Here is a 20,728-nt window from a genome sequence, read left to right as displayed (position 1 = left end):
GTGTACGCCTCAGTGGCGATCGTCGCGGTCGCGGCGTACGGTCGCCTTGCGGCCCTTGATGGTGCTGCCGCGCAACCCGGCGATCACCTCGTCGGCGACGGCGATCGGCACCTCGACCAGGGAGAACCGGTCGGCGATCTCGATCGAGCCGATGTCGCGGCCCCGGATTCCGGTCTCCCCGGTGATCGCACCGACCAGGTCCTGCGGGCGCACCCCGGCACGGCGGCCCAGACCGATGAAGACCTGGGTGGTGCCGTTGGCGCGGGGCCGGGCCGGGCGGCGGTCGCCGCCACGGGCATCGGCACCGGGCCGGGTCTCCCGGGGGGCGCGGACCGCCACCTGCGGGATCTCCTCGGCGGCCTCCTCGGCGCCGGGCAGAGTCGCCTCGTGGGCCAGCTTCACCGCGGCCAGCGCCACCTCCATCAGGTCGAACTCGTCGCTGAGCGTCTCGACGATCACCCGGAACGGGTCGAGGTCGTCCTCCAGCAGGCTCTCCCGCAGCGCCGCCTGGGTCAGCTCCAGCCGGCGGGTACGCAGGTCGGCCACCGTTGGGATCTTGTCGATGGTGATCCGCTGCCCGGTGACCCGCTCGATGGTCTTGAGCATCCGGTGTTCGCGCGGCTCGGCGAGGGTGATCGCCACCCCTTCCCGCCCGGCCCGGCCGACCCGGCCGATGCGGTGCACGTACGACTCCGGGGCCGACGGCACGTCGTAGTTGACCACGTGGCTGAGCTGCTCGACGTCCAGCCCTCGGGCCGCCACGTCGGTGGCGACCAGCAGGTCGGCGGTGCCACCGCGCAGCCGGCCCATCACCCGGTCGCGCTGTTCCTGGCTCATCCCGCCGTGCAGCGCCTCGGCCCGGTAGCCGCGCCCGTTCATCGTCTCGGTGAGCCGGTCGACCTCTTCCCGGCTGCGGCAGAACACGATCGCCGCGGTCGGCGACTCGACGTCCAGCACCCGGCCCAGCGCCGCCGGCTTGTGCGCCCGCGCCACCAGGTACGCGCTCTGGCGTACCCGGGGGGCCTCGCCGGCCACCGGCTGCTCCCGGGCGATGAGGATGCGGACCGGGTCGGTCAGGTGGGCGCGGGCCATCCCGTCGATGCGCGACGGCATGGTCGCCGAGAACAGCACCGTCTGCCGCTGCTCGGGGGTGTGCTCCAGGATCGCCTCGATGTCCTCGGCGAAACCCATGTCGAGCATCTCGTCGGCCTCGTCCAGCACCACCGTGGTGAGGTTGCCCAGCCGCAGCGTGCCGCGGGCGATGTGGTCCAGCGCCCGACCGGGCGTGGCGACCACCACGTCGACCCCGTTGTCCAGGGCGCGCAGCTGCCGGCCGATCGGCTGTCCGCCGTAGATCGGCAGCACCCGGGCACCGAGATCCTTGCCGTAGCGGTGGAAGGCCTCGGAGACCTGCACGGCCAACTCCCGGGTCGGCACCAGCACCAGGGCGACCGGGTCGCCGGTGGGCCGCTCGTCGGGCATGCGTTGCAGCAGCGGAAGGGCGAACGCGGCCGTCTTGCCGGTGCCCGTGGCGGCCTGCCCGAGCAGGTCCCGGCCGGCCAGCAGCGGACCGATGGCCTCCCGCTGGATCGGCGTGGGCTCCTCGTAGCCGAGCGCGGAGAGCGCGGCGAGCAGTTCGGAACGCAGGCCAAGGTCCGCGAAGGCGGGCGGTTCGGTGGACGGGTCCGGCAGTACGGGCGTGGAACTCATGGGTCAAGTTTTTCATCACGCCCCCGAGTGCATTGCGGCGACCACCGCAACACCGCCAACGACCAGCGGCGATAAGACCGGTGCGCACCCCTTCGGGGAAAATGGGAGGATTACTCGGACTCATCCCGCAACGTGTGGTTACTGTCGGCAACAGGCGAACCCACACCGGGAGAGAGGACCCGACCATGCGAGTGCCCAGTCGAAGTCCGGGACAGCGGCCTGGTCCTCCTGCCGCACCGGCCCGGCGGCGCCCGCGTGGCCCGGGACGGCCGCCGGCCGCGATCGGTCCCGATCTGGACGCCTACCGCGACGCCGTGGCGGAACTGCTCGTCGAGGTGGGTGCGCTCGCGTCGGCCAGCAGCACCAAGGCCCGCCAGGTGCTGATCGACCAGCGGCTGCGCGAGCCGGCCATCGCCGCGGTGCTCGACGCCACGCCCCAGGGACTGATCGGCGCCCGGGAGACCCTGCTGCTGGAGATGGCCCGGTACCAGCCCAACGCGCGCAGCTCGGCCGCGGACCTGACCGCCCTGGTGCGGATCTACCTGCTGTCCCGCATCGACGTGATGTGGTGGCGGGATGCGGGCACCTTCCTCACCGACACCGAGGTCCACCACAGCGTCGACCTGGTCGACCTGGACTGGCTGCGGCGTCGGGACCTGCTGCGTTTCCGCTACACCGAGCAGCCCCGCAGCCTGGTCGGACGGGGAGTCCGCGCACTGCGCCGCCGGGTGCTGCCCGACGCCACTCCGCGTACCGCCGGTCTGTTGTTCCGTCGGGCGCGCCGGGAGGTGGTCGCGCTGCTCAACGACATCGGTCGCGAGTTCGCCGCGGTGACCCCGGCGGGCACCCCGCCGCTGTGGGTGACCAGCCTGGTGCGCAGCGCCGAGCACCAGTACCGGCTGCGCCGCCTGGGTTACGCCGCGATGGTGCCCAGCGGACACTGCCTCGGCTGGGCGGTCGACCTGGAGATGGAGTGGTTCGGCCGGTTCGGCGTCCGGGACACCCTCGCCGGGCTCCTGCTGAACCGCCAGCGCGCCGGCGAGATCAACGTGGTCGACGAGGGTCAGGCCTGGCACGTCTGTCTGGCACCGACCGCGACCGCACGCCTGCGCCGGGCGTACGAAGCCGAGATGGGGATCTGACGCGATGTGCGGGATCGTACTCAGCCTCGGCCCGGAGGCCGACCCGGTGATCTTCCGCAGGATGCTCGCCGTGCTCGCCCCCCGTGGCGAGGTCACCGAGACCCGGTACGAGGCCGGCCTGCTCGCCGGCACCCGCCGGCTGCGGGTGGTGGACCGGGACCGGGCGGTGCAACCGTGGGTCTCCGCCGACGAACGCTGGCTGCTCTGCTACAACGGCGAGGTCTTCAACCACCACCAGCTGCGCGCGCAGCTGACCGGGCTGGGCCACCGCTTCCGCAGCGCCAGCGACACCGAGGTGGTGCTCGCCGCCTTCGCGCAGTGGGGCGAGCAGATGGTCACCCGGCTGCGCGGCGAGTACGCGTTCGCCATCGTGGAGCGGGCCACCGGCCGGGCCTACCTGGTGCGGGATCCGCTCGGGGTGAAGCCGCTGTACCTGTCGCGTACGCCGGGCTGTCTGCACCTCGCCAGCGAGGTCAAGGCGCTGGTCCGGGCGGGCGCACCGGTGGTCGAGGTGCCGCCCGGCCACCACGGTTGGATCGATGCCGACCACCAGGTCCACCTGCGACCGTACGTGGACCTGCTCTCCCTCGGCGCCGATGCCCCGATGGTGACGGATCCGGACGAGGCCGCCCTGCTCGTCCGTACCACGCTCACCGACAGCATCCAGGTGCGGCTGGACACCGACCTCACGGTGGGCGTGGTGCTCTCCGGCGGGCTGGACAGCTCCCTGGTGCTGCTGCACGCCGCGCAGCGGCACCCGGACTGCGTCGCGGTCACCGTCGGTGTGCCGGACAGCCCCGACGTGGCGTACGCGCGGCGGCTGGCCGGGGAACTCGGCGTCCGGCACGAGGTGGTCGAGCTGCGACCCCGCGACATCCGGCTGGCCGACGTGCGGGAGGCGATCCGGATCTCCGAGCTGACCGAGTACGGCGACATCATCAACGCGGTGGTCTCGGTGCCCATCTTCCGACGTCTGGCCGAGTTGGGCGTCAAGGTCGTGCTCACCGGCGACGGCTCGGACGAACTGTTCGGCGGCTACCCGATGTATCACGAGGTCGGCCCGGAGGTGGCGCGGCGGCTGTTCCTGCACAAGATCCGCAACCTCTGTCGTACGGAGTTGCAGCGCGTCGACCGCACCAGCATGGGCTTCGGGGTGGAGGCCCGGGTGCCTTTCCTCGACCTGGCCCTGGTCGAGTTGGCGATGCGGCTGCCGATCGAGTTGAAGATGCGCGAGGGGCAGGAGAAGTGGATCGTCCGGCGGGCCTTCGCCGACCTGCTGCCGGACTACATCCGCCGACGGCCGAAGAACCCGATGTCGTACTCCTCCGGGTTGCACGAGCGGGCCCGGCTGTACAAGCCGCTGTTCGCCCGGCTGCACCGCACGTTCGGCTACCACCTGTTGGAGCCGGTCCGCCGCGACTTCGACAGCGTCCTGATGAGCTGCGACAACGACCTGGACGCGGCGATCGCCGCCGGCCGGGCGCGGCGGGACTACACCGTGCTGGAACACGCCCGCGACCTGGTCGGCGCGGCCCGGTGGAACGCCGCCCCGATGGTGCGTCGGCTGGTCACCCCGCGCCGCAACCGGGGCGACGGCGCCCCACTGCCCGGCTGACGCCTCGGTCCGCGCGTCTCAGCTCTCCTCGTCGGCGGCGGTGGCGGTCCGGATCCGACTGACCAGTTGCTCCAGGGCGGCCACCTCGGCGCGCAGCGCGGTGCGGCCCGCCCGGGTCAGCCGCAACCAGGTGACCGGGCGGCGTCCCTCGTAGCCCTTGGTGGCCTGGAGCAGCCCGGTCTATGGGCCGGTGACGTCCGGGAACAAGACCTGGGCAGGTTCAGCCGGTGAGCAGCAGGGCGCCGACCGCCGCCAGGGTGCCCAGCACCGCCAGCACGGTGCTGGTCAGCAGGAACCGCGCCAGCGGCACCCGTACCCGGGCGGCCCGGCATCGTTCCAGCCACAGCAGGGTGGCCAGGGAGGCCCAGGGCAGGGCCAGCGGGCCGACGTTGGTGCCGACCAGCAGCGCGAGCAGACGTTGCCGGTCACCGGTCGGCAGCACCGCCTCGCCGGCCAGGTACGCGGGCAGGTTGTTCACCAGGTTGGCCAGCAGCGCGCCGGTGCCGCCGGCACGCAGCACCCCCGAGGTGCCCCCCTCGTCACCGGCGAGCCAGGCGACCAGGTCGTTGAGCCCGTGCACGCCGATGGTCTGGATCACCAGGAACAGCCCGGTGACGAAGACCAGCAGCCGCCAGGGCAGCAGAGCCGGGCGCAACGTGCCGGGGGAGCGGATCGCGAAGCCGAGCAGCAGCAGGCCGGTGGCGACGGCCGAGGCGAGCCCGACCGGCGCCCCGACCAGGATCGCGGCGACAAAGAGCAGACAGGCGACGATGGCGGTGCGGTACAGCACCGCGTCGGTGGGCCGGTGCGTCGGCGGTGGCGGGAACCGGCCGTCCGGCGGTTGGTCCCGGCGCCACCAGAACCACCAGAGCAGGACGGTGGTGACCGCGATCGCCGCCAGTTGGGGCAGCCACATGACGCTCAGGTAGGCCAGCGGGTCGAGCCCGATCCGTTCGCTGGCCAGCAGATTCGTCAGGTTGGACACCGGCAGCAGCAGACTCGCCGTGTTGGCCAGCCAGACCGTGGTCACCGCCAGCGGCGCCACCGCGGTGCGCAGCGTCACCGCCAGCGCGAGCATCACCGGGGTGAGCAGCACCGCCGTGGTGTCCAGGTTGAGCACGATGGTGGTCAGCGCGGCGAAGCCGACGCAGAGCGCGAACAGCGCGGGCCAGCGCCCTCGGGCGGCGCGGGCCATCCGGGTCGCCAGCACGTCGAAGACGCCGGCGGCGGCGGTCAGTTCGGCGAGCACCACCACCGTGCCGAGGAAGATCAGCAGGGGCAGGATCCGGGCGAGGGTGGCGGCGGCGTCGGCGCGGGGCAGCAGCCCGGTCGCGACACAGGCGGCGCCGGCCAGCGCCAGCCCGACGGCGATCACGTCCAGCGGGTGCGGCCGGCGGCCAGTTGGTGTCGGGGCGTCCCCGATGGCGGTCACGGCCGGCCATCCTCGCACGCCCGCGATGCCTCGCCGGTAGCGGAGCCGGCCGAGGTGACGGCGGCGGCACCGGGGGGCGAGAACGCCGCCGCCGACCGGCGCCACCTGCGGTCGGGCGCCGGCCGGCGGTCTGGCTGGCGGTCAGCCGGCGGGTGGGTAGGGGTCGTCCTGGTAGGTGTACTCCGTCTCGATGCGGCCGTCGGCGGTGTGCACCACGAGTTGACTGGGCTCGCTGCCGTGGGCCGCCTCGCGCCCGGCGGAGACCGCGCGGTGCTTCGTGTCGTACGTGCCGACCGTGGTGCCGCCCTGCTCGACCTTCCAGCCACCACCGTCGGGCACGACGTGATACTCGGTGCGGGTCATCTCGGCATCCCTTCCTGGTACCAGAGGTGCCGACGAGGTACCCGGGACGCGAGGGACAAAACGCGACAGTGAGCCTGGGGGATGCGCCGAGGCGGCGGGTCCGCCTCGGCGACCTCCTACCAGCTCAGATAACTGGGCTGGGTCTGGACGTTCAGCTCACGGAACTGGACCAGCTTGGCCGTCCAGGTCCGCCAGTCGTCGAGGTCCAGCACGTCCAACCCCTTCTGGATGTCGGACGAGTAGATGTGCCCGTTGTAGTAGTAGGCCGACCAGGAGCCGCCGACGACCATCTCGCTGTCCGACAGCGGTCCCCGCTCCCAGAAGCCGATCTCGGTGGGCCGGCGGGAGTCGGTGAAGTCCCACACCGAGATGCCGCCCTGGTACCACGCCTGGACCATGATGTCCTTGCCGAGCACCGGGATCAGCGAGCCGTTGTGCGCCACGCAGTTCTCGGTGGGACCGTTGGTGCGCGGGATCTTGTAGTAGCTGCGGAACTCCAGCTTGCGCTTGTCGCCCCGGCCGGTGAGGTCGTAGATCGCGTTGGCGCCACGCTCCGGGCCGACGGCCTCGTTGCAGGTGGCGCCGCCGCCACCGCCCAGTTCGTCGGTGAAGACGACCTTGGTGCCGCGGTTGTTGAAGGTGGCCGAGTGCCAGAAGGCGAAGTTGGTGGTGTCCCGGACCCGGTGCAGCACCCGGGGGGCCTCCCGCTTGCTGATGTCCAGCAGCACCCCGTCGCCCATGCACGCGCCCGCGGCCAGGTCCTTCTGCGGGTAGGCGGTGATGTCGTGGCAACCGGTGGTCGCCGAGGCGCCGGTACGGCCCTCGTAGCCGCCGTCGGGGAAGAGGTTCGGGGTGGCGACCACGGCGGCGTCGGTCGGCTTCGTGAGCGGCACCTTGACGATGCTTATCGAGTCGTGCGGCGGTCGGCAGTCCGGGAAGGCGTCCTGCGGGCTGTACGAGGAGACGTACAGGTAGACCGACTTGGCGTTCTTGGCCGGCACCAGGGTGTGGGTGTGCGAGCCGCAGGCGGTCTCCACCGACTTGATGTAGCGCGGCTGCTTCTTGTTCCGCACGTCGAAGATCTTGATGCCCTCCCACGACTCCTTCACCGAGGCGGGCTGGGCGACGCTGCTGCACGAGTCGTCGTTGCGGGACGAGTCGGTCGACAGGAAGAGCAGGTCACCGTAGATGGAGATGTCGTTCTGGGCACCCGGGCAGAGCACCTGCGAGACGATCTTCGGCTGGCTGGGCCGGGACACGTCGTAGATGACGAAGCCGTCGTAGTTGCCGACGAAGGCGTACCTGCCCTGGAAGGCGATGTCGGTGCCGAGGGCGTTCGTGGTGTTGAACGGCGACTGCTTCGGCAGGTTGGCGATCAGCCTGAGGTTGGGGCTGTGGGCGATCTCGTCGACGCCGAGCGGCGGCGCGGCGGCCGACGTCGAGGTGGCGGCCGCCTGCGTGACCGGCTGGGCGTTGCCGGGTGCGGCGGCGGCGATGCTGGCGAGGAGCAGTCCGGTGGCGGCGGCGCTGGCGATGCGTAACCACCGTGCCCGCGCCGGAGTCGGAATGACCATCGGCGACACCCTTCGGGAAGGAAGGACCTTTCTCGTACCATACGCCCCAGTGGAGGTCATCGATGTGATCTGCGTCACAGTGGTCGGGGTGGCCCGCCGCCGTGGACTGGCCCGCCGGGCGGCCCGAATCCCCTGCGTACGCTAGGTGCCGATGAGAACGACGGTCTTCGGCTATCCGCTGCGCAGCGTCGCCTTCGACGTGGTCGTCGCCGTACCGGTGATGCTGATCGGCGTGGCCGGCGGGACGGTCCAGCCCGGTGGCTGGTGGGCCACCGCGATCGGGCTGGCGATGGGCGCCGCCCTGCTGGCGCGTCGGGCCCGACCGGTGGCGGTGACCGCCGTCGTGGCGGTGCTGGCCTTCGTCCAGGTCGCCCTGGGCTGGGCGCCGCTGCCGTACGACGTGGCGGTGCTGATCGCGCTCTACAGCGTGGTCAAGTACGCCGACCGGCTGCGGGCCGGGGTGATCGCCGGACTGGTCGCCGTCGGCGGGGCGGTGTTCGCCGCGGTCCGCACCTCCACCCCGGGCATCTGGTACTTCACCGCCATCTTCTACGCCCTGGTCATCGGCGCGGTCTGGTTGTTCGCCCTGAACGTCCGCACCCGCCGGCTGTACGTGCTCAGCCTGGAGGAGCGGGCCGCGACGCTGGAACGGGAACGGGAGGCCGAGGCCCGGGCGGCGGTGGCCGAGGAACGTACCCGCATCGCCCGGGAACTGCACGACGTGGTGGCCCACAGCATGGCGGTCATGATCGCCCAGGCGGACGGGGCCCGGTACGTGCTCGACAGCAGCCCGGAGCGCGCCCGCGAGGCGGTCCGGACCGTGGCGGACACCGGCCGCCGTGCCCTGGACGACATGCGCCGCCTGGTCGGCGTACTCCGGGAGCCGCAACCGCCCGCCGAAGCCCCGCACGCGCCCGCCGCCGAACCGGCCCACCGGCGTCCGGTCGTGGCCGAACTGCCCGCCCTGCTGCAGCGGTTCCGCGACGCCGGGCTGCAGGTGGGATACCCGGTCACCGACCTGCCCAGCCCGCTGCCGCCGGCCCTCGAACTGACCCTGTACCGCCTGGTGCAGGAGGCCCTCACCAACACGCTCAAGCACGCCGGACCGGGCGCTCAGGTGCAGGTCGGGTTGACCCACGTCGGCGGCGCCGTCACGCTGCGGGTCACCGACGACGGGCAGGGCCGCCCCCCGGCCGGTCCGCCGCCGTCGGGCGGTCACGGCCTCGTCGGCATGCGCGAACGCGTGTCGGTGTACGACGGCACCCTCACCGCCGGTCCGCGACTGGCCGGAGGCTGGCAGGTGCTGGCGCGGCTGCCGCTACCGTCGTCGCCGACAGCGGAGGTGATCGCGGCATGACCGTACGGGTGGTGATCGTGGACGACCAGGCGTTGGTCCGCGCCGGGTTCCGGATGGTGCTCGACTCCCAGCCCGACCTGGAGGTGGTGGGCGAGGCGGTCGACGGCGCCGACGCGCTGCGCCTGCTCTCCCGGGTCGAGGCGGACGTGGTGGTGATGGACATCCGGATGCCCACCATGGACGGGGTGGAGGCCACCCGTCGACTCTGCGCCGACCGTCCCGCCGGCCCACCGCGGGTGCTGGTGCTGACCACCTTCGACACCGAGGCCGACGCGTTCGCCGCGCTGCGCGCCGGGGCCAGCGGCTTCCTGCTCAAGAACGTCCCCCCGGAGGAGTTGCTCGCCGCGATCCGGGTCGTCGCCCAGGGCGACTCGGTGGTCGCTCCCTCGATCACCCGACGGCTGCTCGACCGGTTCGCCGGTCAACTCGGCACCGCCCCCGGCGAGGATCCCCGCCTGGCCCAGCTCACCGAGCGGGAACGGGAGATCCTGCTGCTGGTGGCGCAGGGACTGGCCAACGCCGAGATCGCCGAACGGGTGCACGTCGCCGAGGCGACGGTGAAGACCCACGTCGGGCGGATCCTGGCCAAGCTCCAGCTCCGCGACCGGGTGCAGGCGGTGGTGCTGGCGTACGAGAGCGGGCTGGTCGTGCCCGGTGCGGAGTCCGGGCGTACGACCTGAGGCGTACGGGTTCCCCCGGTCCGGGGCCACCTGGGTCGTACCCAGGTCGAGCGCGCAGGTTGATCTCCACCGGCCGTGAGCTCCGTAGCGTCTGAAGACGTCAGAGATCACCGCCTGCTCGGAGAATCCACGTGTCCCTCGCACCGCCCGTCCACGTCACCGCCGGCGTCGCCGTCACCGCCCACGGCCTGCGCAAGCAGTACGGCACCGGGGAGGCCACCGTCGTCGCCCTCGACGACGTCGACGTCACCTTCGCCGCCGGCCGGTTCACCGCCATCATGGGCCCGTCCGGCTCCGGCAAGTCGACCCTGATGCACTGCCTGGCGGGCCTGGACCGGCCCACCGCCGGCACCGTACGCATCGGCGACGCGGAGCTGGGCCGCCTCGACGACCGGCGGCTGACCCTGCTGCGTCGGGACCGGGTCGGTTTCGTGTTCCAGCGCTTCAACCTGCTGCCCGCGCTCAGCACCGAGGAGAACATCCTGCTGCCGTTGGCGATCGCCGGCCGGCGACCGGAACCCGACTGGTTCCGCCAGGTGGTCGCCGCCGTCGGGCTGACCGACCGGCTGCGGCACCGACCGGCCGAGTTGTCCGGTGGCCAGCAGCAGCGGGTCGCGGTGGCCCGCGCCCTGGTCACCAAGCCGTGGGTGGTCTTCGCCGACGAGCCCACCGGCAACCTCGACTCCCGGGCCGGCAGCGAGGTGCTGCGGTTGCTGCGCGAGGCGGTGGACACCCTGGGCCAGACGGTGGTGATGGTCACCCACGACCCGACCGCCGCCGCCCACGCCGACCGGGTGGTGTTCCTCGCCGACGGCCGGCTGGTCCGCGACCTGGCCGCACCGACCGCCGAGCGGATCCTCGACGTGCTCGCCCACCTCGATCCCGGCGCGGACCGGGCCGGTGACGCCGTCGCGTCGCACCGGGGGCGGTGACCCGATGCTGCGTCTGACCCTGCGCTCGATGCGCGCCGACCTCGCGCGCATGCTGATGTCCACACTCGCCGTGGTCCTCGGCGTGGCCTTCATCGCCGGTACGTTGATCTTCGTCGACGGCATGCGGGCCGGAGCCTACGACCGGGCGGCCACCTTCGACCGGCACACCGACGTCGGCGTGTACCCCGATCCGGACGCCGACACCGACCCGGATCTGATCGACGCCGCGTTTGTCGAGAAGGTGCGCGCGGTCGAGGGCGTCCGGGCCGCGGCGGCGGAACTGGTCGGCACCGGCGGCGTGGTGGGCGCCGATGGTCGTCCGGTGCTCGGCTTCGGGGTGCTCGTCGCCGTCCCCGCCGACCCTGCCCTGCAGTCGTACGACGTGCTGGCGGGTCGGCTGCCCGAACGGGCCGGCGAGGCGGTGCTCGACGAGCGGACCGTCGCCGACGAGGGATTCGCCCTCGGCACCGAGGTCCGCGTCGGCGGCGCCGGCGGCGCGGCCAAGCCGTACACCCTGGTCGGTGTGGTCGACGTGGCCGACACCTCGCGGGACATCGGCGGGCCGTTCATCGGGCTGTTCGGGCCCGAGGCGCTCGCCGTCACCGAGCAGTCGGGCTACCACCGGATCCTCGTCGCGGCCGAGCCGGGCGTCGCCGACGAGGTGCTCGCCGCACGGATCGCCGAGGTCACCGGCGCCGGTACGACGGTGCACACCCGGGCGGAGATCCTCGAGGCCGCCGTCGACGACGCGGTACGCGACGTCAACCAGTTCAACATGGTGCTGCTCGTCTTCACCGCGGTGGCGGTGCTGGTGGCGGCGTTCGTCATCGCCAACACGTTCACCATCGTGCTGGCCCAGCGCACCCGACGGACGGCCCTGCTGCGGCTGGTCGGCGCCACCCGGGGACAGGTGTTCCGGGCGACCCTGCTGGAGTCCGCGGTGCTCGGCCTGGTCGCCTCGGCGGTCGGTGTGCTGATCGGCATCGGCATGGCCGCCGCGTTGAGCGCCCTGATGAACAGCCTGGACATCCCGCTCAACGGCGAGTTGACGGTCACCGCCACCACGGTGCTCGGCAGCCTGGTCGTCGGCACCGTGCTCACCGTCGGGGCCGCTCTCGTACCGGCCTGGCAGGGCACCCGGGTCGCCCCGGTGGCCGCGCTGACCGACGCCGCCCTCCAGGTCACCCGGACCGCCGGCCGACTGCGCCTGATCTTCGGTGGGCTGGTCCTCGCGGCCGGTGTCGCGGCCCTGGCCGCAGCGGGCGGCACCGGGCAGATCGCGCTTGTCGCCCTCGGCGGGATGCTGAGCTTCTTCGGCATCGTGCTGTTCGGTCCGGTGCTGGTGCCGGCGCTGGTCCGGATGTTCGGCGTCGCCGCCCGACGGGCTTTCGGGATCACCGCGGCACTCGCCGTGGCCAACGCGGTCCGCAACCCCCGCCGGGTCGCCGCCACCGCCACCGCCCTGGTGATCGGGATCGGTCTGGTCTCGTCCTTCGTGGTGGGGGCCCACAGCACCAAGGCCGCCATCGAACGCAGCGTGGACGCCCAGATCGGGGTGGACTTCGTGGTGACCGGCATCGGCGGGGACCTGCCCGCCGGGGTGATCGACGCGCTGGCCGCCCGGCCCGAACTGGGCGTGGTGCACGAGCAGCGGTCCCGGATCGTCGACGAGGGCAGGGTCCGCGCGGCCGACCCGGCGCTTGTCGAGCGCCAACTGGAGAGCGTGGTGGCCGGGCAGGTCGGCAGCTTCGGGCCGGGCCGGGTGCTGGTGCACCGGGAGTTGGCCGACGAGCGTGGCTGGTCGCCCGGTGACCGGATCGACCTGCGTGGGCACTCGTTCGAGGTGGCCGCCGTGGTCGTCGGTCCGGACGTCGCCAACGGCCCGGTGTCGCCCGGTCGGGTCGTCGAGCTGGTCGCCGCCGACTTCACCCGGCTCTTTCCCGACGAGCGCGGCTACCTGGCCGAGATCGAGCCGGCCGAGGGGGTGTCGGCGGCGTCGGCCCGGGAGGCGATCGAGTCGGTGCTGGCCGACTATCCGACGGTCAACCTGATGGACCAGGCGGCGTACAAGCGGATGCTCACCAGCACGGTGGACATGCTGCTCGCGTTCGTGGTGGCGTTGCTCGGCCTGGCCGTGGTGATCGCCCTGGTGGGCGTGGCGAACACGCTGAGCCTGTCGGTGCTGGAGCGGACCCGGGAGAACGCGGTCCTGCGGGCCGTCGGTCTGACCCGGGGACGGATGCGCGCGATGCTCGCCGTCGAGGCCGTCCTCACCGCGCTGGTCGGCGCGCTGCTCGGCGTCGCCCTGGGCACCGCGGTCACCGGCTCGGCGATGGCGATGCTGGCCAGCCTCAGTGGTGGCTTCATCCTGGCCGTGCCGTGGGGGCAGCTCGGCGGCATCCTCGCCGTCGCGGTGCTGGCCGCGCTGGCCGCCTCGGTGCTGCCGGCCCGCCGCGCGCTGCGTCGACCGGTGGTGGAGGCGCTCGCGGACCTGTGACGGCGTACGCAACGGCCCCCGCCGAACCTGGCGGGGGCCGTTGCGGCGTTGTCCTAGAGGCGTTCCACGTTCGGGCCGGAGCAGCGGTTGCGGGCGTCGAAGACGTACCGGGCGTGCCGCTCGACCAGGGCGTAGTCGAACACGTCGTGGTCGGTGATCACGACCACGCAGTCGGCCTCGCGGATCTCCCGTTCGCTCAGGTCCACCGTCAGCACCCCGTCGGGCAGGTGGTTCGCCGCGGCGTACGGCTCGACCGCGCGGACCTCCGCGCCGAGCTCACGCAACCGCCGCGTCACGTCGACCGCCGGGGAGTCCCGCATGTCACCGGTGTTCGGCTTGTACGCCAGCCCGAGCACCAGCAGCCGAGCGCCGCTGACCGCCTTGCCGGACCGGTTGAGCCCGGCCATCACCCGCTGCGCGACGTGCTCGGGCATCTCGTGGTTGATGTCGTTGGCCAGCTCGATGAACCGGAACTGCCGCCCGAGTCGGCGCTTGACCTGCCAGGACAGGTAGCAGGGGTCGATCGGCAGGCAGTGCCCGCCGACCCCCGGGCCCGGCTTGAACGGCATGAAACCGAACGGCTTGGTCTCCGCCGCCTCGATCGCCTGCCACACGTCGATGTCCAACTGGTGCGAGAGCATCGTCAGCTCGTTGACCAGGGCGATGTTGACCTGACGGAAGGTGTTCTCGATCAGCTTGGTCAGCTCGGCCACCTGGGTGGAGTCCACCGGGACGGTGCGCTCCACCAGCCGCCGGTAGAAGCCGTCGACGCGGTCCAGCGCGGCCGGATCCATCCCGGAGACCACCTTGGGGGTGTTCTCCAGCCGCCAGGTGCGGTTGCCCGGGTCGATCCGCTCCGGGCTGTAGCCGAGGTGGAAGTCGCCGGGGCTGCGCAGCCCGCTGGCCGACTCCAGCAGCGGCCGGAGCAGCTCCTCGGTGGTGCCCGGGTAGGTGGTCGACTCCAGGATGACCGTGCAGCCCGGACGCAGGTACGGCGCGATCGCCGTGCCGGCCTCCTCGACGAAGCTCAGGTCGGGAGTGCCGTCGCGCAGCGGCGTGGGCACGGTGATCACGCAGAAGTCGAAGTCCTTGGCGTCGGCGTACTCGCTGCTCGGGCGGTAGCGTCCGGTCGCCGTTGCCCGACCGAGCCGGTCGGCCGGGATGTCGGAGACGAACGACTCACCCGAAGCGAGTCGCTTCACCCGATCGGTGTCGACGTCGAGTCCCACGACGTCGAAGCCCGCCTCGACGGCTCGCATGGCCAGCGGTAGGCCGACGTACCCCTGGCCGACGACGACCAGCTTCTCCACACTCATCCGGGCTCCCGAACATCAGGCGGTAATTGCTGGTAGGAGCCTAAGGTGAATTATGATGCCGGGTGTCCGTTTTGGGGATTCCGAGGCTGTTGGTGCGGTTGAGCTGGCTCGGTGTGGCTGAGCCGGCCCGCGCCGCTCTGGTGCGGGTCAGCTGGCCTCGGCCCCGTCATCGGGCGGGGTGTCGCCGCCGCCGGGCGGCGCGGTCGTCGGGGGCGGCGGCGTGGTGGGCGGGGTCGTCGGGTCCGTGGCCGGGGTGCTGGTGCCGGGACCGGGAGCGGGACTGCTGCTGCTCGGCGCCGGTTCTGGTGACTCGGGTTCGTTCGACTCGCTGGGCGCGCCGGTGCTGGGCGAGGCCGAGGGCGACCCGGTCGCCTTGCCCGTCGAGCCCGCCGGTCGGTACGGCGGCACCCGTGCCGGCCTGCTCTCCGTGTCGTCCGACGGCTCCTCGGCCTCGACGACCGAGTCGGTGGCCGGGACGCTGCTCGGCAACTGCACCGCCGGGGTGTTGGCCTGCTGGGCCGCGCTGAGCGCCGCGCCGAGCGCGACGAGACCCACCACCACCGCGGTGAGCGCGCCGACAAGCGTGCCGCGCCCGCGGCGCGAGCCGGCCGGTACGGCCTGCGCCACCGTGTTCGCCGTGCGGGTGTCCGGCCCGGGGCCGCGTACCGCCGCCGGCACCATCGCGGTGGGCAGGGAGCTGTCCGAGACCGCGCTGCGGGCCGCCTCCGCCATCGCCGCGCCGCTGCTGAAGCGGTCCGCGGGATCCTTGGCGAGGGCACGTTCGACCAGGGCCCGCACCGCTTCCGGAATGTCGTGCGGCAGCTCCGGCGGCGGGTCGTCGAGGTGCCGTACGGCGACCTGGAGCGGGTTGTCGCCGGTGAACGGCGGGCTGCCGATGAGGCAGCAGTAGGCGACCGCACCGAGGGCGTACAGGTCGGTCGCTCCGGAGACGGGTCGTCCAGCGGCCTGCTCGGGGGCCATGTAGAGGGCGGTGCCCGGCACCGCGTTCGTGCTGGTGATGCTGGTCACATTGACCGATCGGGCGACGCCGAAGTCGACGAGAACGACCGTCCCGTCCTCCTGGACCAGCAGGTTGCTCGGCTTGACGTCCCGGTGCACGATGCCGCGCTGGTGTGCGGCGTGCAGTGCCTGTGCCGCCTGGGCCACCACGGACATGGTCTCGGCAACGTCCAGGCGGCCCTCGGCCTCGATCCGCTTCGACAACGGTTGGCCGGTGACGAACTCCATCACCAGGTAGTCGGCCCGCCCGCCGCTGGCCAGGTCGTCCTCGCCGCAGTCGAAGACCTGCACGATGCCGGGGTGACGCAGCGCCGCCATCATCCGGGCCTCGGCGCGGAATCGGGCGATGAAATCGGGGTCGGACACCAGCGAGGGCAGCAGCACCTTGATCGCGACCTGCCGGCCGAGGATCAGGTCGGTGCCTCGCCAGACATCGCCCATGCCGCCGGTGGCGACGCGTTCGTCTAAGCGGTATCGACCGCTGAGTACGACCTCCGAAGACAACACGGCACCACCGTACCCATGATGAGCCTGATCGGCGCGCCGGTGGTCCGGGTGCGGGAGGCCTCCCGGCCGGCCGCGATGAGCGTACGGCACCCGATGATGACCATCAGTGACGAGCCACTCGCACGGTGCGTTCCGGGTCTGCTCGGCTTCTCCGGCCGGTGGTTGTGGTCGGCGGTGCTGTCGGGAACAATCCGCATCCGGGCCACAACGGCCCGGAAGCGAGCAGGTTGACGGGGGCGGGGTGCGGACAACGGTGCCAGCCCGGACAATCGACCCGTGCCCGGTGCGCCTGTGGTTCGGGCGACCCACGGAAGGACCGGTAGAACGGAAACGGCAAGGCCATGTCCGGTGAACTGAGTCGGGCCGTCGAGGCGGCTCAGGCCGGCGACGAGGAGGCGTTCCGTTTCCTCTACCGCAGCCTCCAGCCCGGGCTGCTGCGCTACCTGACCGCCCTGGTCGGCGCCGACGCCGCCGAGGACGTCGCTTCGGAGACCTGGTTGCAGGTGGCGCGCGACCTGCCGAACTTCAGCGGTGGGGAGTTCCGTGCCTGGGCCGTCACCATCGCCCGGAACCGGGCCATGGATCACCTGCGGCGGCAACGCCGTCGCCCCGCGTTGCCCGTGCCGGTGCAGGAACTCAGCGAGTTGGCCGGGGACGCCGACACGGCCGAACGGGCCGGGGAGAGCATCGGCACCGAAGCCGCCCTCGCGATGATCGCCAGCCTTCCGCCCCGGGAGGCCGAGGCGGTGCTGCTGCGTGCCGTCGTCGGGCTCGACGCCGAGACCGCCGGGCGGGTCCTCGGCCGGCGGGCCGGGGCGGTGCGTACCGCCGCCCACCGCGGCCTGCGTCGGCTGGCGCTGATGCTGGGTCAGTCGACGCAGGAGTACGACGAGCCCGCCGCCACACCGGCCACGCCGCCACTGCCGCGTACCGGTTCACAGACGCCGCATGCCGAGCCGGTGGACGGCTGACGTGAGGGGACTACGGATGTACCTGCGGCGGTTGGACGGCACCGGAGTGCCGACCGACCACGACCACCTGCTCGACGCCGCGCGTGAACCACGCCCCACGGCCGCACCGTCCGGCTCGCCGGATCCGCTCGCCGGACTGCTGCGGGCCGCCGCCGCCCCGCCCCGCCCGGGGGAACTCGCCGGCGAGGAGGAGGCGCTCGCCGCCTTCCGGGCCGCCCGGCAGGCCGGCCTGACCGCTCCGGCGTCCCGCCCCAAGCGGCGGCGACGGTTCACCGCCGGCGTCGTGGTCTGGATCGCCGGGGTGGCCGCCACCGCCACCGCCGGTGCCGCCCTGGCGGCGGTACGGCTCGACTGGCCGCACGAGCGGTCGGCACCGCCGTCGACCCCGATCACCCGCCCCGTCGCGCCGTCGCCGAGCGCAACGGGCGGGCAACCCGATCGGGGTGGCGTCACCCCGTCCCAGGGCGTGCCCGGTGCCGCCCCCACCGCCACCCCGGGGGTCACCCCCGGCGTCAGCGTCGAGCCGACCGCAGGCGCGCCGGACCCGACGTCGGCGCCGTCGACATCCGAACCGCCGCAGTCGCGTGAGCCGACGGTGGAACGTACGGTGCAGGCCGGCCCGGGCAACTCCGACAACACCGCCGACCGGCCGGGGCTCTGCAAGGCCTACCTGTCGAAGTCGGAGCGCCAGCGGGAGAAGGCGCTGAGGACCCCGGCGTTCAGCGAGTTGGTGGTCGCGGCCGGCGGCGTCGACAACGTCCTGGCGTACTGCCAGGCGGTGCTGGCCGAGACCGACCCGGAGTGGCTGGCCAAGCACGGCCCCGCTGCCGGCTCCGCCGCCAGGTCGACCGACCCGGCGGGCCTGTTCCCTGGCCGCTATGCGGAGGAATTCCCCTTGACGCTCGGTTGAGGCCTGCTAGACAGAAGGTGGCGGTCCACCGGTCCACCGATGTCACCGGTACGGGCTACCGTGACAGGGCTGAGCCGGCATTGCCGAAAGGAGCCGTTGCATGGTGCCGATGGGAGCCATTGCATGGTGATGTCACCGGAGCTGGACCGGGTCCGGGAGTTGCGTGACCGCGCCGCGGCCGCCCGGCACCTCGCCCGGATCTGCTTCAAGACCGGCCCACCGACCTACACCGGCGTCGAGCTCGAATGGACTGTCCACGATGCCGTCGACCCGACCCGTCCCGTCGACGCCGAGCGGCTGCGCGCGGCGCTCGGGCCCTACAGTCCCACCACGTTGGATCCGACCAGCCCCGCGCTGCGACTGTTGCACGGCGGCGCGGTGACCGTCGAACCGGGTGGCCAGGTGGAGATCTCCACCCCACCGCGCGCCTCCGTGGCGGCCCTGATCGAGGCCACCCAGTCCGACATCGACCAGGTCGCCCGTCTGCTGGGCGCCGCCGGTCTGCGGCTGGGCCGCACCGGAATCGATCCCTACCGTCCGCCCGGAGCGTTGCTCGACACTCCTCGCTACCGCGCCATGCGTCTGGCCTTCGACAGGCGTGGCCCGGCCGGGCGGACGATGATGTACGGCACCGCGGGCCTGCAGGTCTGCCTGGACGCGGGCGAACCGGGGCAGGTGGCGGCCCGCTGGGCGGTGGTGCACATGATCGGGCCACCACTGCTGGCCGCCTTCGCCACCTCCGGCAGACACGCCGGCCGGGACACCGGATGGGCCTCGGCGCGGATGGGCGCGTGGCTGCGCATCGACCCGGCACGCACCGCACCGGTCTGGGATCCCGGCCGACCCGACCAGGATCCGGTCGCCGCCTGGACCGCGTACGTGCTCGCCGCGCCGTTGCTCTGCGTCCGCGACCCCGACGGCGACTGGACCGCACCACCGGGCGTCACCTTCGCCGACTGGCTCGACGGGGCGCTGCCCCGACCACCCACCATCGACGACCTCGACTATCACGCGAGCACGCTCTTTCCGCCGGTGCGCCCGCGTGGCTACCTCGAACTGCGCTACCTGGACGCACAGCCGGGCCGGGACTGGACCCTCCCGCTCGCGGTGCTCGCCGCCCTGCTCGCCGACGCCGAGACGATCGACTCGGCCGTCGCGGTGGCGGCGCCGGTGGCCGACAGGTGGCAGAGCGCGGCCCGGCACGGCCTGGGCGACCCGGCCCTGGCCTCGGCCGCCGCCGCCCTGTTCGACCTGGCCCGGGCGGCACTGCCGCGGCTCGACCTGCCGGCGGAACTGCACGACGACATCGACCGAGGGCTGCGCCGACGGCGGGCCGCGGCACGAAGGAGGCAAGGGTGACCCACACCGTGACCGAAGGGGCGGACGCCGAGCAGTTGCGCAGCCGGATCGCCGCGGAACTGGAACGCACCCGGGCCCGAACCGCCCTGCTCACCGAGGTGGTGGACGACGCCGACCTGATGCGCCAACACTCGCCGCTGATGTCCCCGCTGGTGTGGGACCTGGCCCACGTGGGCAACCAGGAGGAACTCTGGCTGGTGCGCGACGTCGGCGGCCGGGAGCCGGTGCGGTGCGACATCGACGACCTGTACGACGCCTTCAAGCAGCCCCGCCGGGACCGCCCCTCGCTGCCGCTGCTGCCCCCGACCGAGGCGCGGGCGTACGTGGCCACCGTCCGGGACAAGGTCTTCGACCTGCTCGACCGGGTCGCCTTCGACAGCCGTCCACTTGTCGCCGACGGCTTCGCCTTCGGCATGATCGTGCAGCACGAGCAGCAGCACGACGAGACCATGCTCGCCACCCACCAGTTGCGGTCCGGGCCGGCGGTGCTCCAGGCGCCGCCACCACCCGAGCCGACCGTACGGCCCGCCGGGGAGGTGCTGGTGCCGGCCGGCCCGTTCGTGATGGGCACCGACGCCGACCCGTGGGCACTGGACAACGAGCGTCCCGCCCACCGGGTGGAGCTGGCCGCGTACCTCATCGACGCCGCGCCGGTGACCAACGGGGCGTACGCCGAGTTCATCGCCGACGGCGGGTACGACGATCCGCGCTGGTGGAGCGAGCAGGGCTGGCTGCACCGGCAGGAGGCCGGGCTGAGCGCGCCGCTGCACTGGCGGCGCGACGGCGACGGGTGGGCGTACCGGCGTTTCGGCCGGTGGTCCCCGGTCCGCGCCGACGAGCCGGTGGTGCACGTCTGCTATCACGAGGCACAGGCGTACGCCAGCTGGGCGGGCAAGCGGCTGCCCACCGAGGCCGAGTGGGAGAAGGCGGCCCGCTGGGATCCGGCCACCGGCCGCTCCCGGCGCTACCCGTGGGGCGACGACGACCCGACCTCGGCGCACGCCAACCTGGGGCAGCGGCACCTGTGGCCGGCACCCGTGGGCGCCTATCCGGCCGGCGCCTCGCCGCTGGGCGTGCACCAGCTCATCGGCGACGTGTGGGAGTGGACCTCCAGCACCTTCCGGGGCTACCCGGGCTTCGTCGCCTTCCCGTACCGCGAGTATTCGGAGGTCTTCTTCGGCGACGACTACCAGGTGCTGCGGGGTGGCTCGTTCGGCACCGACCGGGCGGCCTGCCGGGGCACGTTCCGCAACTGGGACTACCCCATCCGGCGGCAGATCTTCAGCGGCTTCCGCTGTGCCCGTGACGCCGACGCCGAGCAGGCCCGCCGGTGACGGTGGGCT

General features: G+C 72.8%; 18 protein-coding genes. 11 read left to right on the top strand and 7 right to left on the bottom strand.

Annotation, left to right across the window (positions count from 1 at the left end; genetic code table 11):
• Nucleotides 1-9: 9 nt before the first annotated feature.
• Nucleotides 10-1,710: a DEAD/DEAH box helicase gene (locus JMF97_RS18280; RefSeq protein ID WP_203222654.1), complete on the bottom strand. Its 1,701-nt coding sequence runs from the start codon at nt 1,708-1,710 to the stop codon at nt 10-12.
• Between the two features lie 185 nt (nt 1,711-1,895).
• On the opposite strand from JMF97_RS18280, the gene JMF97_RS18275 reads away from it, so the two are divergent.
• Complete coding sequence (locus tag JMF97_RS18275) at nt 1,896-2,852, top strand: DUF5715 family protein (RefSeq protein WP_203222653.1); 957 nt, start codon at nt 1,896-1,898, stop codon at nt 2,850-2,852.
• A gap of 4 nt (nt 2,853-2,856) precedes the next feature.
• Complete coding sequence (locus tag JMF97_RS18270; RefSeq protein WP_203222652.1) at nt 2,857-4,467, top strand: asparagine synthetase B family protein; 1,611 nt, start codon at nt 2,857-2,859, stop codon at nt 4,465-4,467.
• A gap of 18 nt (nt 4,468-4,485) precedes the next feature.
• On the opposite strand, the gene JMF97_RS18265 is transcribed toward JMF97_RS18270, so the two are convergent.
• From JMF97_RS18265 to JMF97_RS18250, 4 genes are all read right to left on the bottom strand, one after another.
• Entirely contained in the window at nt 4,486-4,641 is a 156-nt protein-coding gene (locus JMF97_RS18265) for a transcriptional regulator (protein WP_273543885.1), read from the bottom strand.
• Between the two features lie 46 nt (nt 4,642-4,687).
• A complete protein-coding gene (locus JMF97_RS18260) occupies nt 4,688-5,899 on the bottom strand; it encodes an ArsB/NhaD family transporter (protein WP_203222651.1) in 1,212 nt (403 codons plus the stop codon).
• 141 nt (nt 5,900-6,040) lie between these two features.
• Entirely contained in the window at nt 6,041-6,262 is a 222-nt protein-coding gene (locus JMF97_RS18255) for a DUF2188 domain-containing protein (RefSeq protein ID WP_102656327.1), read from the bottom strand.
• Between the two features lie 116 nt (nt 6,263-6,378).
• Entirely contained in the window at nt 6,379-7,836 is a 1,458-nt protein-coding gene (locus tag JMF97_RS18250) for an LVIVD repeat-containing protein (RefSeq protein WP_203222650.1), read from the bottom strand.
• Nucleotides 7,837-7,987: 151 nt separating this feature from the next.
• Here JMF97_RS18250 and JMF97_RS18245 point away from each other — a divergent pair, with 151 nt between their 5' ends.
• The 4 genes from JMF97_RS18245 (at nt 7,988) to JMF97_RS18230 (ending at nt 13,302) form a co-directional block, all read left to right on the top strand.
• Complete coding sequence (locus JMF97_RS18245) at nt 7,988-9,193, top strand: sensor histidine kinase (protein WP_203222649.1); 1,206 nt, start codon at nt 7,988-7,990, stop codon at nt 9,191-9,193.
• Nucleotides 9,190-9,873 (top strand): response regulator, encoded by a 684-nt coding sequence (locus tag JMF97_RS18240; protein ID WP_203222648.1) that lies wholly within the window; start codon nt 9,190-9,192, stop codon nt 9,871-9,873. Before JMF97_RS18245 ends, JMF97_RS18240 begins: the two co-directional genes overlap by 4 nt.
• 131 nt (nt 9,874-10,004) lie before the next feature.
• Nucleotides 10,005-10,805 carry an ABC transporter ATP-binding protein gene (locus JMF97_RS18235; protein ID WP_203222647.1) on the top strand — a complete coding sequence of 267 codons (801 nt, stop codon included), beginning with the start codon at nt 10,005-10,007 and terminating at the stop codon, nt 10,803-10,805.
• Between the two features lie 4 nt (nt 10,806-10,809).
• Complete coding sequence (locus JMF97_RS18230; protein ID WP_203222646.1) at nt 10,810-13,302, top strand: ABC transporter permease; 2,493 nt, start codon at nt 10,810-10,812, stop codon at nt 13,300-13,302.
• 53 nt (nt 13,303-13,355) lie between these two features.
• Here the strand turns inward: JMF97_RS18230 and JMF97_RS18225 are convergent, their stop codons facing one another.
• Nucleotides 13,356-14,618 carry a nucleotide sugar dehydrogenase gene (locus tag JMF97_RS18225; protein WP_203222645.1) on the bottom strand — a complete coding sequence of 421 codons (1,263 nt, stop codon included), beginning with the start codon at nt 14,616-14,618 and terminating at the stop codon, nt 13,356-13,358.
• A 147-nt stretch (nt 14,619-14,765) separates the two neighbouring features.
• Nucleotides 14,766-16,145 (bottom strand): serine/threonine-protein kinase, encoded by a 1,380-nt coding sequence (locus tag JMF97_RS18220; RefSeq protein WP_203222644.1) that lies wholly within the window; start codon nt 16,143-16,145, stop codon nt 14,766-14,768.
• Between the two features lie 18 nt (nt 16,146-16,163).
• Between JMF97_RS18220 and JMF97_RS18215 the strand changes: the two genes are divergently transcribed.
• The 5 genes from JMF97_RS18215 (at nt 16,164) to egtB (ending at nt 20,719) form a co-directional block, all read left to right on the top strand.
• The gene (locus JMF97_RS18215) at nt 16,164-16,376 is read left to right on the top strand and encodes a hypothetical protein (RefSeq protein ID WP_203222643.1); all 213 of its coding nucleotides are present in this window, start codon (nt 16,164-16,166) and stop codon (nt 16,374-16,376) included.
• Nucleotides 16,377-16,486: 110 nt separating this feature from the next.
• A complete protein-coding gene (locus tag JMF97_RS18210; RefSeq protein WP_203222642.1) occupies nt 16,487-17,116 on the top strand; it encodes an RNA polymerase sigma factor in 630 nt (209 codons plus the stop codon).
• Between the two features lies 1 nt (nt 17,117).
• The gene (locus JMF97_RS18205; RefSeq protein WP_203222641.1) at nt 17,118-18,026 is read left to right on the top strand and encodes a hypothetical protein; all 909 of its coding nucleotides are present in this window, start codon (nt 17,118-17,120) and stop codon (nt 18,024-18,026) included.
• A gap of 123 nt (nt 18,027-18,149) precedes the next feature.
• On the top strand, nt 18,150-19,385 hold the full coding sequence (egtA, locus tag JMF97_RS18200) for an ergothioneine biosynthesis glutamate--cysteine ligase EgtA (RefSeq protein ID WP_203222640.1): 1,236 nt from the start codon (nt 18,150-18,152) through the stop codon (nt 19,383-19,385).
• The gene (gene egtB / locus JMF97_RS18195; RefSeq protein ID WP_203222639.1) at nt 19,382-20,719 is read left to right on the top strand and encodes an ergothioneine biosynthesis protein EgtB; all 1,338 of its coding nucleotides are present in this window, start codon (nt 19,382-19,384) and stop codon (nt 20,717-20,719) included. The genes egtA and egtB overlap by 4 nt, the downstream gene beginning before the upstream one ends.
• Nucleotides 20,720-20,728 lie beyond the last annotated feature (9 nt).

This window comes from Micromonospora fiedleri (assembly GCF_016774385.1).
In the GTDB taxonomy this organism is placed as follows: Bacteria; Actinomycetota; Actinomycetes; order Mycobacteriales; family Micromonosporaceae; genus Micromonospora; species Micromonospora gifhornensis.
The sequence above is the reverse complement of the archived record's forward strand: the minus strand, read 5'-3'. Positions and strand labels throughout refer to the sequence as shown.

Excerpts from the sequence above, each read along its gene's own strand:
- JMF97_RS18245 (WP_203222649.1), top strand. The coding sequence starts at position 7,988 with ATGAGAACGACGGTCTTCGGCTATCCGCTGCGCAGCGTCGCCTTCGAC.
- JMF97_RS18270 (WP_203222652.1), top strand. The coding sequence starts at position 2,857 with ATGTGCGGGATCGTACTCAGCCTCGGCCCGGAGGCCGACCCGGTGATC.
- JMF97_RS18280 (WP_203222654.1), bottom strand. The coding sequence starts at position 1,710 with ATGAGTTCCACGCCCGTACTGCCGGACCCGTCCACCGAACCGCCCGCC.
- JMF97_RS18255 (WP_102656327.1), bottom strand. The coding sequence starts at position 6,262 with ATGACCCGCACCGAGTATCACGTCGTGCCCGACGGTGGTGGCTGGAAG.
- JMF97_RS18210 (WP_203222642.1), top strand. The coding sequence starts at position 16,487 with ATGTCCGGTGAACTGAGTCGGGCCGTCGAGGCGGCTCAGGCCGGCGAC.
- egtA (WP_203222640.1), top strand. The coding sequence starts at position 18,150 with ATGGTGATGTCACCGGAGCTGGACCGGGTCCGGGAGTTGCGTGACCGC.
- JMF97_RS18215 (WP_203222643.1), top strand. The coding sequence starts at position 16,164 with ATGAGCCTGATCGGCGCGCCGGTGGTCCGGGTGCGGGAGGCCTCCCGG.
- JMF97_RS18225 (WP_203222645.1), bottom strand. The coding sequence starts at position 14,618 with ATGAGTGTGGAGAAGCTGGTCGTCGTCGGCCAGGGGTACGTCGGCCTA.
- JMF97_RS18240 (WP_203222648.1), top strand. The coding sequence starts at position 9,190 with ATGACCGTACGGGTGGTGATCGTGGACGACCAGGCGTTGGTCCGCGCC.
- JMF97_RS18250 (WP_203222650.1), bottom strand. The coding sequence starts at position 7,836 with ATGGTCATTCCGACTCCGGCGCGGGCACGGTGGTTACGCATCGCCAGC.
- JMF97_RS18275 (WP_203222653.1), top strand. The coding sequence starts at position 1,896 with ATGCGAGTGCCCAGTCGAAGTCCGGGACAGCGGCCTGGTCCTCCTGCC.
- JMF97_RS18230 (WP_203222646.1), top strand. The coding sequence starts at position 10,810 with ATGCTGCGTCTGACCCTGCGCTCGATGCGCGCCGACCTCGCGCGCATG.